General features: G+C 54.5%; 9 protein-coding genes and 2 pseudogenes. 4 read left to right on the forward strand and 7 right to left on the reverse strand.

Translation table 11 applies throughout. The features are described 5' to 3' along the window. Nucleotides 1-788: 788 nt before the first annotated feature. On the reverse strand, nt 789-2,483 hold the full coding sequence (locus tag NKJ07_RS23005; RefSeq protein ID WP_318570906.1) for a sensor histidine kinase: 1,695 nt from the start codon (nt 2,481-2,483) through the stop codon (nt 789-791). A gap of 104 nt (nt 2,484-2,587) precedes the next feature. Between NKJ07_RS23005 and NKJ07_RS23010 the strand changes: the two are divergent. Beyond that, a pseudogene (locus tag NKJ07_RS23010) lies at nt 2,588-3,409 on the forward strand (IS5 family transposase). A gap of 855 nt (nt 3,410-4,264) precedes the next feature. Here NKJ07_RS23010 and NKJ07_RS23015 read toward each other — a convergent pair. The 3 genes from NKJ07_RS23015 to NKJ07_RS23025 form a co-directional block, all read right to left on the reverse strand. Further along, nucleotides 4,265-5,644, reverse strand: coding sequence for a Mur ligase family protein (locus tag NKJ07_RS23015; protein ID WP_318570907.1), 1,380 nt, complete (start codon nt 5,642-5,644; stop codon nt 4,265-4,267). An 85-nt stretch (nt 5,645-5,729) separates the two neighbouring features. Beyond that, the gene (locus tag NKJ07_RS23020) at nt 5,730-6,614 is read right to left on the reverse strand and encodes an IS1595 family transposase (protein WP_318570908.1); all 885 of its coding nucleotides are present in this window, start codon (nt 6,612-6,614) and stop codon (nt 5,730-5,732) included. A 110-nt stretch (nt 6,615-6,724) separates the two neighbouring features. Then, nucleotides 6,725-7,888 carry a poly-gamma-glutamate biosynthesis protein PgsC/CapC gene (locus NKJ07_RS23025; protein ID WP_318570909.1) on the reverse strand — a complete coding sequence of 388 codons (1,164 nt, stop codon included), beginning with the start codon at nt 7,886-7,888 and terminating at the stop codon, nt 6,725-6,727. 75 nt (nt 7,889-7,963) lie between these two features. Here NKJ07_RS23025 and NKJ07_RS23030 point away from each other — a divergent pair, with 75 nt between their 5' ends. Together NKJ07_RS23030 and NKJ07_RS23035 are read left to right on the forward strand one after the other, a co-directional pair. Further along, the gene (locus tag NKJ07_RS23030; RefSeq protein WP_318570910.1) at nt 7,964-9,091 is read left to right on the forward strand and encodes an ISH3 family transposase; all 1,128 of its coding nucleotides are present in this window, start codon (nt 7,964-7,966) and stop codon (nt 9,089-9,091) included. A gap of 35 nt (nt 9,092-9,126) precedes the next feature. Further along, a pseudogene (locus tag NKJ07_RS23035) lies at nt 9,127-10,427 on the forward strand (IS4 family transposase). Nucleotides 10,428-10,769: 342 nt separating this feature from the next. Here NKJ07_RS23035 and NKJ07_RS23040 read toward each other — a convergent pair. Together NKJ07_RS23040 and NKJ07_RS23045 are read right to left on the reverse strand one after the other, a co-directional pair. After that, nucleotides 10,770-12,299 carry a sodium:solute symporter family protein gene (locus tag NKJ07_RS23040; RefSeq protein ID WP_318570911.1) on the reverse strand — a complete coding sequence of 510 codons (1,530 nt, stop codon included), beginning with the start codon at nt 12,297-12,299 and terminating at the stop codon, nt 10,770-10,772. Next, a complete protein-coding gene (locus NKJ07_RS23045) occupies nt 12,299-12,658 on the reverse strand; it encodes a hypothetical protein (protein WP_318570912.1) in 360 nt (119 codons plus the stop codon). The genes NKJ07_RS23040 and NKJ07_RS23045 overlap by 1 nt, the downstream gene beginning before the upstream one ends. A 416-nt stretch (nt 12,659-13,074) precedes the next feature. Here NKJ07_RS23045 and NKJ07_RS23050 point away from each other — a divergent pair, with 416 nt between their 5' ends. Further along, nucleotides 13,075-13,650 (forward strand): DJ-1/PfpI family protein, encoded by a 576-nt coding sequence (locus tag NKJ07_RS23050; protein ID WP_318570913.1) that lies wholly within the window; start codon nt 13,075-13,077, stop codon nt 13,648-13,650. Nucleotides 13,651-13,683: 33 nt separating this feature from the next. Here NKJ07_RS23050 and NKJ07_RS23055 read toward each other — a convergent pair whose 3' ends face one another. Then, nucleotides 13,684-14,760 (reverse strand): carbon-nitrogen hydrolase family protein, encoded by a 1,077-nt coding sequence (locus NKJ07_RS23055; protein WP_318570914.1) that lies wholly within the window; start codon nt 14,758-14,760, stop codon nt 13,684-13,686. Between the last annotated feature and the right edge of the window lie 131 nt (nt 14,761-14,891).

Genomic DNA, 14,891 nt, shown 5'->3' on the forward strand with positions numbered 1-14,891 from the left:
AAGCTTCAGAGGTGGTTAGCCGAGGAAGTTTCGTGAAGTACTGATATTACCTCGAACTGGTGACATCCTCCCCGTGGTAAACGACGGGGCTTCCCGTCCCGCAGGTGGGATATTTGCTGGTCTACGACATGACCTGTTCTCGCGGGGAAAACGCCCTACTCTCTGAATCAAACAAGTATGTGGCTCTGTTGAAATCCTCTAAATCTGATATAAACGGCGTGCTGAATACAGGGCGCGAATCTTGCGAAGTGGCTAGCTGCGGGTTAGCCATAGGATATACACAGCGATTCCAAACAGTGCGACCAAGAGAGAAAGTAGGAATTGCTGGGCAATAATCAAACCGTAGAGGATAACGGCAATGACGAAGACACCTGTGAGACCGAGAGCTATCGCGTGACCTATCAAGTTATACGTCTCATCGGAGGGCATTTTGCCTATATTTTCTGTAGAATGCAAAATGAGTTTTGATACATAGATTATATTCAGCACGACCGCAAAAACATATCACTCTCTGAGGATTTCAACAGAGCCACTGCCGTCTTATTATCCTTAGTGCGAGAGATCTGATCTCAACTGCGTCGAAAAGGTACTGGTATTAGACACTCACGAAAAGGGGGGTGTCTATTATATACTTGACCTGGCAAAATGGAAAGTGTGACTCACGTCGCGTTATGCGCCCGCGTCTCGACCGACCGGCAAGACCACGAACGACAGATGATGGATTTTATGACAGACTCAATTCATTTAGTAACCGCCACCCTCCACTCTTTCGAGTGTTCAACCCGTGACTAGACCGTGGGTAGTTTAACGCTAAATATGGCTCCCCCAGGTTCGTTGTCTTCAATCCACACGTCGCCATTATGTATGTCCACAAGCGTGTTAACAAGGTGTAGTCCTATCCCGGTGCCAGAACTGTCCAGGCCCCGCTCTCCTTTCCCAAAGATCGTTTCTTTTTGATTATCAGGGACCCCAGGACCATTATCAGCAATTGTGACTGTTACTGTATCCTCATGGTCGGTGGCCGAGACAATCACCTCAGCCACCTTCTTGTCATTGTGCTGAACGGCGTTCTTCAACAGGTTCCGAAACACAGAGGAGATCATATCGTTTGCTGCAAGGGTGGCTGACGGTATCTCTGTCCCGAACTCAATAGTAGCGCTGGGGTATGAGGCTTGTACTTCGGTAACTTCGTCTGTCAGTATCGTTTGGAGAGTAACTCGCTGTTCCTCGACGCTGTCAGAGAGCATAACTTCAGATAACTCTCGCGCCGTCTGCGTGAGTTCAATAGCGTGGTCGGCGCTTTTATTGATCGTGTTTATATACTGCTGTTTCTCTTCTGTTTCACACTCGTCATCAAGCATGTCACCGTACGCTGTGATCAGTTGGAGGTCGTTACGTATGTCGTGTCTCAGAACTTGATTGAGAGTCTCAAGGTCATCTCGTTGCTGTTCAATCTGTCGTTCATACTGTTTTTGCGCCGTGATTTCGTGGAAGACGAACGCACGGCCTCTCTCGTCGTCACCGACTGTTGACGCTGACACCGAAAAGCATCGCCTTTCACCGTCAGGCGCGGTTGCGACCTTGATCTCGCTGTCGGCCATGTCGATGATCCAATCGGGACGTCCACCGATGATCGAATCAAAAAGGTCGTCTGCCGACATATCCGTATACTCCCGACCGGTATCAAACACGTCTTTGGCAGTCCGGTTAGCATAAACGAGACGGTCCTGATAATCAAGAACAATCGTCGCATCCTCGATATCCTCTAATAATGTTTTGCGTGCGACAGGAGTCAACTCCAGAAAGTCAGCGTAGAATAGGGCCCAAAGGAACGTCACGGATAGGACTGTACTCCCTGCCATCGTTGCATTATACAACAGATCGGGATACGGCTCAAGTCCGGCAACCTCGACAATCGCTGTAATATACATGGCTGCGACACCACCGAGTATTGCGCGGGTCTGTTGGCGATACGCGCCACTCTCACTCAGATATGCTTGGAAAAACATTCCCAGCATAGCAGTAGCTGCGGTAAACACCACAGCGAGATGAACTGTCCACCAGACGCCGAACTCATATACTGGCGTCCCAGTTTGAACGATTGTCGGCACACGAGTATAGAACAGACCTCTAGGATTAAGCCAGATCAGTAATGCCTCCAAACAGAGGTAGCCACCAATACTACCTAGCACCACTGGCTGTTTGAACCATGTGCGTTCGGTGTACTCAACAGCAACGTACATACCGGAAAAGGCCACGACAACCACGGCAAGCCACGAAAGACCAAGCAGGCTGGGAGCAACCAGTTGGCTATTGAGCCTAGTGCCAGCTCCGTAGCTGAAGATCCACACTGTTGACCCAAGCGCATGGATAACGAGCGGTGTGCCCCCGGGATTCGAGCGATATTGCCACGCAAACAGTGCGACACTTGCTGATAGGATCGCCGGGAGCCCGAATAAAAACAGGCCAGACAGGCTCATCATTACGCTACGTAATCAAGTGAAGGCTCATAGGGTTTTATAATTTGAAACGTTCGGCTCTGTTGAAATCCTCAGAGAATTGCATGTTCGTCCTGTAATTCCATGACATGAAGACCCTCCCGAAGTCGCAGATTCTGCGTTTTACTGAGAAGGCGATCCATCTGGCACGCCGAGCAGTCTCTCGATACTCTTCGAAATTCTCCAAACACCGCTATACACTCCCGCAGCACGTTGTTCTGCTGTGTCTCAAAGTTCGGAAGAACACGACCTATCGTGGTCTGCTTGACGAACTGATCGAAATGCCACGCATTCGTCGAGCTCTTGGATTAGCTGAACTCCCTACGCCATCAACGCTCTGTAAGGCGTTCAATCGGCTTGATATGGCTGTATGGCGTGTTATATTGACTCTCTCAGCAACGGTACTTCCGACAAGTGGAATCGTTGGAGTCGATGCGTCAGGTTTCGACCGGAGTCATGCCTCGAAACACTACACGAAACGGGCTGAGCTTACGATTCAGCAACTCAAAGTGACACTGCTGGTCGATACAAAAGTGAATGCAATTCTCGATCTACACGTGATGACGACACGAAAACACGATAGCTAGATCGCCCCCTCTTTGATTAAGCGCAATCCCGAGAGCATCGATATTCTGCTCGGTGACAAAGGGTACGACGATCAGAAAATTAGACGGCTTGCCCGGCAACACGAGGTTCGACCACTGATTAAGCATCGTGAGTTCACAACGCTTCATAAGGCGTGGAATGCACGGTTGGACGCTGATCTCTACGGCCAGCGGAGTCAATCCGAGACTGTGAACTCAACACTCAAGCGCAAGTACGGTGCGTTCGTCCGCTCACGTCACTGGTGGAAACAGTTCCGTGAACTCACAATCGCCTGCCTCGTTCATAATCTCGACCGGTCGCTCTGAGCGGTCAATACAGGTGGCAAACGTACCGAATGAAGACGACGATCTCGATTCACATTTCGTCCCAGGCAAGGGTGATAAATCCCAGAATGTGTGAAGTGATACTCAATCCTATAACAATGTTTTCCAACTCACCACATTCTGCAGGCTTGGTCACGCCCGGCGGAGACGAACAGAGCAGATTATCGACGACTGGCACTCCGAGGGCTACCTGAACAAGCAACAGGATACCTAGTCCGAGTAGGAGTCCCCCGACAATCCGCATCCTGCTCATATCCTCCGAAAATATCGAACTCTACTTTATCTTCACGAAGTAGACGTCATGTTCTGAGAGATGGTATTCCTCGAACCTTTGTAAGAATAGCCAGACAGCCCCCGGCCGGCACAACTCAAACACCCCCATTCGCTCACTCCGTCACCCCGTTCGGTCGTTCGTTCATCCCTCGCGTAATCGCGGCAGTGAGACCGCGGCTAGCGTGTGCCCCCACACAGCCATTGCTCAGTCCGCACTCTTCAGCGACCAGTTGTTTCAGGAAAGAATATGTTTGAAGAATAGTATTTCAACAAAGCCGGTAGGTTATAAATTAGCAGGTGTCACCTCTCATCCATCCCGATTTCATCCTCCGCACCGTCGTACTGCGATGGGCTCCGGTATCGGGCTTCCTCCCGGTCGTCCCTGGCATCGTACTCGTCGGCACAACCGATCCAATCAATGAACGGTAATAGAGTTCTACGTGGATTTGATAGATTCGTTGGCTTCCTGTTCCTGAGTGCTCACAGCCTCCTCGAACTCACGCATGAACTCATCAACCGTGTTTCCCATGATGACGACAGGCTTGCCCTCTGCGAGAAGATCGGTCAGTACAGTCTCGGCGTCGGTTCCTCTGTCGTGTCGGGTGACCGGTAGCTCGGTATTCTCAGCGAACGCACGCGTGTTGGCCCCACCAACGTGAGCGCTATCGATGTGGCCCTGCTCGTAGAGAAGGTCAACATACTCTGCGAAGGAGGCGGTTCGCCCCCGCCGATCTCGCCTGAGATAGACGAACGGCAGTGTTTTTCATCGGGAACGAGTGCCTGGCGCACCATCTCCGTGCTCTCGACATCGTTCACCTGTGCTGCGTTGAATATACGACCGTTCGGGAGTTGCGTCCATTCCGGCTGGATTGCGTCTAAAAACGCTTCGAGCTCGCCCTCGGGGAGCGGCGATTCGTCGAGAAATGCCAGCACCGCGTCAATTGCGTGAGCGGTCTCTGCCCCAATCATCCCCTCGTGTCGGTCGGGAATCTCGACCTGTTCGATAGTACCGCCCCGTCGTTCGATCTCCTCTTGCATGTAGTCGTGAAGAACAGGATTTTGTTCCCCACTGACGACGTGCGTCCCGGCGAAAATCGACCGTGCGAACGACCGGGCGATATTGGTTCGCGTCTTGCCGAGCGTATCGTTGTGATCCTGGCGGACGTTTGTGAGGACGACGATGTCCGGATTTATCAGTTGCTGATTGATCAGTCGCGTCGTGTATTCGGTGATACCCTGGTTTTCGAAAATGCCGATATCCTCGGCGGCATAGGCATCGAGCTCCGGAGCGAACTCTCCGATCACGCTGATGTTCTCGTACAGCGTGGTCCGAGGGCCGCGTCGTTCGATGGGGTGAACCTCGCCGTTATGGATGAGTGTGGGATGGTTCCCGGTAATCTTCGTCAGCGTATCGTAGCCCCGGCGATTGAACACATCGTCGAGGCGACGGGTCGTCGAGGTCTTGCCACGGCTCCCCGCCACGGCGATGCGAGTGTCCAGACGTCGGAGTCCCTTTCGATGACGGAACCCTCGTGTTAACTCCTTCACAATCCCGGTCAGACTCGGCTTGCCGACCTCGATGGACCGCAGACCACCCCGCCACTCGTATTCGGCACCGACCATGAACATCGGGAGCGCACCGGCGGCACGCGTGAGAAATCGATCCAACGCAGTTCTGGCATCGCTCTCGGTTGGAAACCGGTCTGCGCTGTTTGCGAGGGTGCGCTCTGGCGTCTGTAATTGCCACACCCAATTGTTCCGGTCCTCTGGAAGGTCACCACCCGGGGTCGGGTCTTCTCTGACGACCGTTCGAGGATCGGCAATATCCTCGCTTTCGAACGCCTCGTCATCACCAGTGACCGAGGCAACCGCTCCGCGAACGCTGTCTACAGCCTGTCGGGCCTCTCGTGACGCATCGTAGTGATGTCCTCCGGTTGCAACCACGCGTTCCTGAATGCGAAGTCGCCATGACCAGCCGAATCCCCGTCCATATATTTCGTACGCTCATGGGAAGCACGTTGTTGGTGAGTCAGAGTACAGTTCGAACGACCTCTTTGAGAGCTTCTTGACCAGGTTTGCGTAAGATTTGACGGCGAAGTTGGAACGCTCTGAGATACGGCGTGAGCTTGTCTTTTGAGACGCCTCGATGCGGCGAGAGCCACCGTCGCGCCAGCGACGCGTGGCTCTCGCAAGTGTTCACGTGTGCGTCTCCATCGACGTATTCTCCATCGCCGTGAATCACCGCTTCTCGCTGGAAGTTCTCGTCTTCTTCGAGCGGATCGTACGCTCGAAATCCGTCTGTATAGACGGTTAGCGACTCCTCCTTGCGGTCGCCGAGGAGGAGTCGCACGGTCGATTCACCAGCGGATTTCGCAGGGACGACGTACCGCTGATCGCTGCCGCGATCAACGAGCGTGAACACCGGCGGCTTGTCCTCGGCATAGCTTCCGCGACCACGTTTCGAGAGGCCACGCGAGCGCGATTCCCGGTCACGCTCGCGGCCTTTCAGCCCCGCAGACACGTAGAACTCGTCGATTTCGACCGGACCGACGAGATCGATGGCTGGCGCGTCGAGCGTTCTGGCGAACTGCTCGACGCGCCGCCGAAGCGACCGATACGACACGTCGAGTTCAGCATCAAGTTGGCGGATGCTCGTGTTGAACCGGAGCAACGTGTAGAACGCAAACAAGAGCTTGTCGAGGCCGATCTTCGCGTGCGCGAAGATCGTGCCGGTCTTGGGGTTGAACGTGCGGTCGCAATCCTTACAGAGATACCGCTGATACGTCCGATAGCTGCCGTGTTTGATCACTAACTCAGACCGGCAGCGCGGGCAGTAGAGGCCGTCGCGCCAGCGAACCTGCTCCAGCAGGTTCGCGGCGCTCGCCTCTGAGCTAAGCAATTCAAATGGGAACATTGCGTTCGGGAGACGCTGCCGCGTCACCCTTGCCCGCTACGCTTTGCCAGCGGCGGCTCTACTTGACCAACAACCTGCTTCCGAAGAGCGTATTTCGTATGCAGTCGTGCTCATGAGTTATCCCCCGAAAGAACGGACACAGACCGCACCTCGGCCTCGTCAGGTTGGGCGACTGAATACCAGCGTCCGAGTCCCAAGCCTACAAACACTAGGAGTATGCCCGTCAGTATCACAGGCAGCGTGAGTTCTTGCGGGATACCCCGTGGTTCCGGGTTGGCGAACACCCGTGCGATGAGCAACGCTGGAACGAAAATGACGGCTTGGAGGGGTAGTACCAGCCGCCGCTCGAATGGCCCTGTCACGTGAGCGTTGTATGCTATTATTCCACTGAGGAACGCGACAAAAAACGCAGACAACCCACGATCAATCGGGAACCGGAGCGTGAGTGGAACTGCCATGAGAACCGCAAATGCGATGGTGGTTCCGAGGAGTACCCTGCCATACCGCAGTGTTGCGTGGTTCGCTGCCTGGACAAAGCCGAACGCAAGGATGAACAAAACGACGTACATAACGATAAGCCAGTAGTTCGTGAGGGCGAAGACTGCCAACAGGATAGCCGCGATGATGCCGATCCGAACGCCGAATCGCGCTCTGATGCGCTCGGATATGATCAGACCGATTATAAACAGGCCAGCCACGACTTCCCTCGATATGACGACTGCTTCTGTTGGGATACCAACGACTGCATTATTATATACCGCAACGTCGGCGGTTGCTGCGAACAACGCCGGTGGCGTCACCGTCCCATATCGGACAGCGATTCCGGGAGAGACCAGTACAAAACCGAGAGCGAACAGTGCCGTGAACAGGCCGATAGTTGCGAGTAAATCGTTCCGTCGAAACTCCGGCTTGATGCTATGAAAGTTGTACGCCGCTAGCCCCGGAAGAATACTGCCGAGTAAGACGATGAGATCTGCACCAAACCCAACCTCAATGAGCCCAAGAAGCGTTACCAACGGGACTGACGTTCCGATGATCAATGCGGCGAGGAATTCGTCTCGACCGTAGATCAGGGTCCGCTGTCGAAGATACCAGAGGCCGATGTACGCTGCGATCGTACTGAGGACGAACACCGGCAACATCAGGACATTCTTGAGCGTGTACATCGCAAGTACCGGCACGGTGATCGCTCCGCCAAGACGGTACCCGGTAAACTGCGTGGTCAATGCTACGCCGAGGATCCCAACAACGACCAACAGCGTAGCAACCCACATTCGGTAGTTCCCATCGAGTCAGCGGATAGTCACAACTGATGAGGTTAGATTCTCAGGAAGCGTCTGGATGGGTGTATGAAGTTCCTCTACCATCCAGACACTGTCATTACGTCCTCTGACCTTGAAACCTTAGCGGAGGATCTCATCGCAGAGATACCAATCCCCGGAGTCGAAGTCGGAGCCTTCGACTCCGGGATTATCCGACAGACGCTTCTCCAAGCCGCTGTCGATCAGAAATCCATCAAGGCCGTCACCGACACCACTCGGGGAACGTACTCCGACGACTACACGCTCGCACAGCTTCATACCGTCCCGCCTGCTGAACTCGAAATCGTCGTCAACGACCTTCTCGTCCAGCAGGCGACGATGATCCTCGGCCCTCGCCCGAGGATCATCTGCCTCGACTTCGTCGATTTCCACTACCACGGCTCACCCTACGCTGATGCTAGCGAACTCTGCTACACGAAACCACGCGATGGCACAAGTCAGTGCCATCGCTACCTTGCTGGATTCGTCCTCTGTCGGGCGAAACCACTCGTCGTCGCAGTCACACCGGTCCGTGGTGACGAACCCAAGAGCGACGCGGTCGAGCGACTGCTCGACCACGTCGCGGCCCTCCCGTTCGATATCGCTGGCCTCCTCGCTGACCGTGGATTCTACGACGGCACGTCGATCGAACGACTGGATTCGGTCGCATCAGTCGCTCTCCCCATCGTCCGCGGCAGTCAGCAGATGGCCGAAAAACTGGACACGACAGTCTCGTACTGGACGGAGTACGTGATGTACGAAGGAAGCGAGCGGGAACTCCGTTTCCCGCTCGCGGTCTGTGTCTCCTACCAGCAGGGCAACCGCGGCAAACACGGCCTGCTCGTGCGGGCGTACGTGGCGTGCGATCTGGCCGATCGCACGCCGAAAGAAGTCGAAGCCCTCTACCAGAAACGCTCAGCCATCGAGACGGCCTTCCGGACGATGCGTGAAGCGCGTGCGCGGACAAGCACGGCTGATCCAGCGGTGCGGTTGTTGTTCGTCCTCGTGAGCTTCCTGTTGCGGAACCTCTGGCTCATCGTCCGCTGGCGCGTGCTCGCCACGCCGCGGCGCGGCGGGCGAGCACTGCCCGTCTGGTTCCGGTTCAAGGTGTTCCGTAAGTGGATTGACCATCCGTGTTCGGTTAAGACGTTGAATCGGGTGACTGCGCTCCACTGACGAAGCTATCGATGTAGACCGCGTGGGGAGAGAATGTGTTCAAGACGCTCTCCCCGAACCTCATACGACGGCGGCTCACTTCCCTGTTTCCAGCAGCGGTTATCGAAGACATCGCGCGCGAGCGCGATGTCGTCCAACGCCACCGGACAATCGACATCACGATGCTCGTCTGGACGCTCATCATGGGCTTCGCCGTCGACGGCGAAGCCCGCACTATCGCCGGGTTTCAGCGGGCTTACTCCGCAGCGACCAACCAGACTGTTGCCCGCTCCAGTTTTTACGACCGGTTCACACCAGCACTTGCGACACTGTTGAGCGACCTCCTCGAGCACGCTCTCGAGGAGGTCGCGGTTCCCCACACGATCGCTCCCCAGTTCGAGTTGTTTCGTGAGGTGTTGATCGCCGATGCAACCGTCTTCCGGTTGCATCGGCTCCTCAGCGAGTTTCCGGCGACTCACGCGGATCAGTCCGGCGCGAAGCTTCACCTCGTCCATAACGCGACGACACAGACGATCGAGCAGTTCCAGCTCACCGACGAATGCACCCACGAGAGCAGCCAGCTCCGCACGGGGAGCTGGCTGCGAGGCCGGTTGGTGCTGTTCGATCTCGGGTTCTACAATTTCCGTCGGTTCGCGTTGATCGAGGAAAACGGTGGGTTCTTCCTGACACGGCTGAAGTCGAACGCGAACCCGTTGATCGTCGGAGAACGGCGGAAATGGCGGGGCGCGCCATTTCCTTGCCAGGACGTCGCCTCCAGGACGTCCTGAGTGACCTCACACGGGAGATAATCGATGTGACCGTGGAGATCTCGTTCAAGCGGCGAGCATACGCTGGGAAGGAGTCAACCGATTCGATGGAGGTTCGCGTCGTCGGTGTCCGCAACGAGGACACCGACGACGACTACCATCTGTACGTCACAAATCTCCCCGACGCGTTCACTCCGAGGCAGATCGCGGCCCTGTACGGGTTGCGGTGGGAAGTGGAGTTGCTGTTCCGGGAACTGAAGTCGCTGTATGGGCTGGAGAAGTTCCAGACGAGTGATCCAGCGATCGTCCACCTGTTGGTGGTGGCGGCTCTGCTGACACTGACGGTCAGCAGAGCCTTGCTCGGCGTGTTTCAAGAGCTGTTTCCAGAGACGGTGTTCCCCCGTGAGCGCTGGGCGAAGACCTTCCGGTCTTTCGCCCAGCTCATCCTCGAAGATCTGGCACAGTCGCTCGGACATCCACCGCCGAATCTGTCGGAGCTGATGTTTCGTGACGCCCGCCAACCAGAGAAATCGCGGCTCTTACTCAGCGAACGAGTGGCTGAGGCCTTCATGAGGCGATCCAATGCTTAACCGAACACCGATGGTGGATTGACCACGCTCTCGATGACAAGTTGAGCCGGATATGGGAAGCCCCGACCAACCGGATCGGAATCCCGCCGACATACAGTCAGCTGGACGCGGGCTGAACCGCCCGCGTCCAGCGGCTCCCCTGTGAATGAGCGACAGCTTCGTGTTTTGTCTGAGGCAACGGCGTTCTCAGTGGATTGAAACCGCCGTCTCTGTTCAGTTCCCTGAGCCGGTCGCTCTGGTCGCGTTCGTATTGTTCCAGGAATCGAGTTAGTAATCAGGAACGATGGGAACTACCGACAGTGGAACCGTATTCAGAGCTCCTTAAAAATGGACCCCGGATGATCAGTCGTCGCTCGGTTGTGGATCAGCAGCTCTTGGTGGATTCTCGATCCGCATACCCTTAATGAGGATCTCTCGGTACTCTGTCTGACGATCCTCGGGGACAGATGCTGTTGCCTTACTGACGCCGTAGTAGACTGCAGCAGTCAGGGCGAGACCGTAGACTGGCGGCCCGAAGACAGGGAACAGACTCCCGACCGGTGTCCAGATAGCAATCTGCAGGAACACGAACCCGATAAGAAGCGACCACTTCGCTCCTGCCGTTGACGCTTCATCCCAAAAGAGCATCCCGAGCACGCAGGGGATATAAACGAGTGCCAGTGCAACACCATCACTTGCAAGCGGAATGATCGCCTGTTCTGCCGCTGGACTGAGTGCGATTCCGAGCACAACTAAGGAGAAGAAGATGGTGAAGTACCGTCCAATCCGTGCTTCCTTCGAGTCATCCATATCGGGTCTGAACGGCTTCTTTGCGATATCACGGACAAAGATCGAACTGGTTGTAAGGATCTGACTGCTGATCGTTGACATTCCTGCTGCAAATGCCGCGACGGTGATGACGATGGCTCCGATCGGCAGAAACTCGGCATAAAGGATTGTCATGAATCCATCAGCTGCAGTACCCTCCGGTAGTTCAGTAATCAAGCTAGAGCCGATTCCGCCGATGAGTAACGCGCTAAATGTAATCACCCAAAGCGAAATGGTTCCCGAGACAGCCGCAGTTCTCGCGATGACCTTCGGATTTTTTGCCATCAGCATCCGCTGCCACATGTGAGGGATGAACACCCACGCCATTGTCCACACGAGAGCTCCCGTATACCACGACCCAGTCCCGGCAGCCGAGAACGTCCACAGCTCGGGATTCTCGGCAAGTGTGGCACTCCATCCAGCAGAGAGCCCACCCGACCAGTAGACGGTGGCAGCGGCGGTGATGATTAGTGCCGGCATAAATATGACTGCTTGGAGGGTGTCTATCCAGGCAACTGCCCGGAGGCCTCCAACAAAGAGGTAGAGTGCAACCATACCCATCAGCAACAGCACTCCGGTGCTGAAATACTGCTGAGCACCAAGAGCGCCGACGAGGGCTTGAGCAGCCCCTGTCAACTGAATAACCGAGTACGGTACCAGTGCAAGGATCGCAATTACGGCCACCAGAATCCGGACCGAGTCATCGTCCTCATAGAACTGTGCAAGGAGATCCGAAGGGGTCACGTGGTCGAACTTTCGTCCGAGAAGCCAAAACCGGGTTCCAATCACCCAAATCAGGATTGGACCAGTGATGTTGAACAGCCCGAACCAAAGCCACCCGCTACCGCTCGAAAAGAACGTCCCAGGACCGCCCAGAAACGCGAATGTACTGAACCACGTTGCTAAGACGGTCCCGGTCAAAACCAATGTTCCGAGCCCGCGACCAGCGAGATAGTAGTCATCCGGGGTTACGTCAAGTCGTCCCATCGCGACGTACGCGATACCAAGAACGACTACGAGATACGCGCCGAGCGCTAGTGCAATATTAGTGAACGTCAGGACCATCAGTCGTCACCTCCCATCTCTGGGATCGGTTCTGGGTTACTGCCTGCTCCAGACTCACTAGTCTGCGGATCGATCTCAGAGTTCAGTTCCACGTCAACGTATTCAGTAGCGGCCTCGGACCACGGTTTGAATAAATAAAAGTAGGTTCCAAGCAGGACAACGTTGATCATCCCGTACCAGAAGTACGTCCAGAGAGCAACTTCTGGCATCGGACCTAACATCTTGGCGTCACTGAATACTACCCCACTCACTGAGAGTGCGATTGCCACAAACGACAGTATGTACAGCCCGAGAAGCCCTTTTCCGATCGCCGTCTTTGGGATGAACCGGAATGGCTTGCCCTCCGGCGTCGTATTCATAGAGTGATCACCTTTTGACTTGACTGATAGGAGCTCCCACCGTGTTCTCGCTCCATCGTGAGTATCTGAGATGGGCCACTATTTTCTGTTTTCTCGCCAAATTTAATCATTTTTAGTACGATCTGGCACATCGTAGCGATATTTTATCTAGCACTGGGGTATAAAACCGTTAGTGTTGGACATAGTTGTTTCCGGTACAGCTCACAACAAATCCTAATTCTTGGATGTTTCAGGCTCTATTTACCCCTCTCGGCTTCCTCTACTTACAGGAATCCGTGAAATCAGAGCGGTGGCGAAGCTACCAGTAGATTGGGGAGAAAGCAAACGAGTTCAATCATGGGGGTGCCCCTACGACAAAGAACTGTTACGTAGCAGCGCATCGCTGGTTATATGATCAATAAGAGGGCACACAATGTATGCAAATTGGATTTGTGATGTACAACGGATTGACTGCGCTTGATTTTATTGGAATCCATGACGCAGTCACACGATTAAAAACAATGGGATTCAATGAGAACATTTGCTGGGAGACCTGTGCACTGACTGAAAGAGTCACGGCGACGGGAAAAGTAACCTTTGAGCCAACTGCTGTTGGAGAGGAACTAGATCGGTTTGACGTTGTAGTAGTCCCTGGCTGTGTCGATGTTGACTCTGTGACCGCGGACGACGAACTGATCGGTTGGATCGGAACAGCAAAAGGGGCAGATCTCTTAGTTTCTGTCTGTACTGGATCGATCCTCCTTGCTGCAGCCGGACTGCTCAAGGACATCCCGGCGACGACCCATCCAACGGCCTATGATACGCTCTCGGAGTACTGCGAGGTCATTGATGACCGGATCGTCGACACTGGAGACATAATTACCGCCCGCGGCGTCACCTCATCAATCGACCTCGGGCTGCACCTTTGCGAGAAATTTGCTGACAGAGAGACCCGCGAAGCGATTGCGGCACAAATGGACTACCCACATTACAGTGGATCTCAGGCAACGTGAGTTGCCCACGTTTTTGTGCAGCGGCCTGCGGGACTACTCATTTGACGTAGACTCGTCTACTTCGGGCGGCTGTCTTGCTGACCCCGATTCAGAAAGGTTCCCTGAATGAGTCGTCTGTTGTGCCTGTGCTTGGCCCTGCTGAAATTGCTCGTGGAGTGGCTTGAGTTCATCTCGATTAATGTTGAACTCAAAGATGTCGAACCGATTGTACTGCCCCACTACGTCATGCATCAGCTTCGGCTCTATTGTCTCTTCGAGTGAAATATCTGCGTATACGATTCCTTCTTCATCGCCCAAGGGCCCAGCAAGGATTTCTCCAGTCGGACCAACAACCGCTGTAAAGTAACTCTGGTTTTCTCCGCCCAGCAGTTCTCTCGCCCGGTCACTCTCGCACACCTCGTAGAAACTCTCGTCGAAGTACTCGGTCGAGACTATGTTGAACACCTTCCCTTCGAATGCATGCGTGTGTGATCGGATCTTGGTGGCAAGCCCAATATCGTACTCTTGATTGAAGTGGAACGCGGGGTAGTTCGAGACGTGAATCTGTTCACCCTGCGCCATCAGCGCGTACCGAGCTAGAGGATTCGTGTTCTCCCCGCACGCTAGAGTCCCCAGTTGACCATAGGGCGTATCGTACACCGTTATTGAGGAGCCATCGCCGCGACCCCACGAGAGCTTCTCCGCGTGAGTCGGCACGATCTTTCTGTGCTTTCCAAGTAACTCACCTTGATCGCTGATAATGAGATTTGTGTTGTACAGCGTGCCGGTCGTCGCAGGATCCCGTTCGGTGATGCCCATCACGACAAACGTATCAGTCTGATTGGCAACCCTACAGAGTTGTTTCGTAACGGAACTCGGAACGTCAACAGCCTGCTGTCGGTACTTCTTATACCAATCGTAGCCATCGATTGGTGCGTTGACCCAGTTCCAGTAGGGATAGCCCGGTATGAATGTTTCAGGGAAACCAATGATTTTGGCCCCATTGTCAGCGGCTTCTCTTATCAGCCGGCACGCCTTCTCGACGGTTGCATCCCGGTCTAGGTATACTGGTGAGGCCTGAACGGCGGCAACAGTAAATTCCTCTTCGGAGTAGTTGTGTGGGTTGCTCATGGGTTGATATCTGATTCAGTCTTGTTTTTTTGTAATCTCTTCACCATATTGCAACGTCCGACCGAGAATCGTCTATGTGGCACATCGACGAGCATGCAATAGAACGTGATAATAGTATTTGTATAGGAAAA

This window comes from Salinigranum marinum (assembly GCF_024228675.1).
Classification (GTDB): Archaea; Halobacteriota; Halobacteria; order Halobacteriales; family Haloferacaceae; genus Salinigranum; species Salinigranum marinum.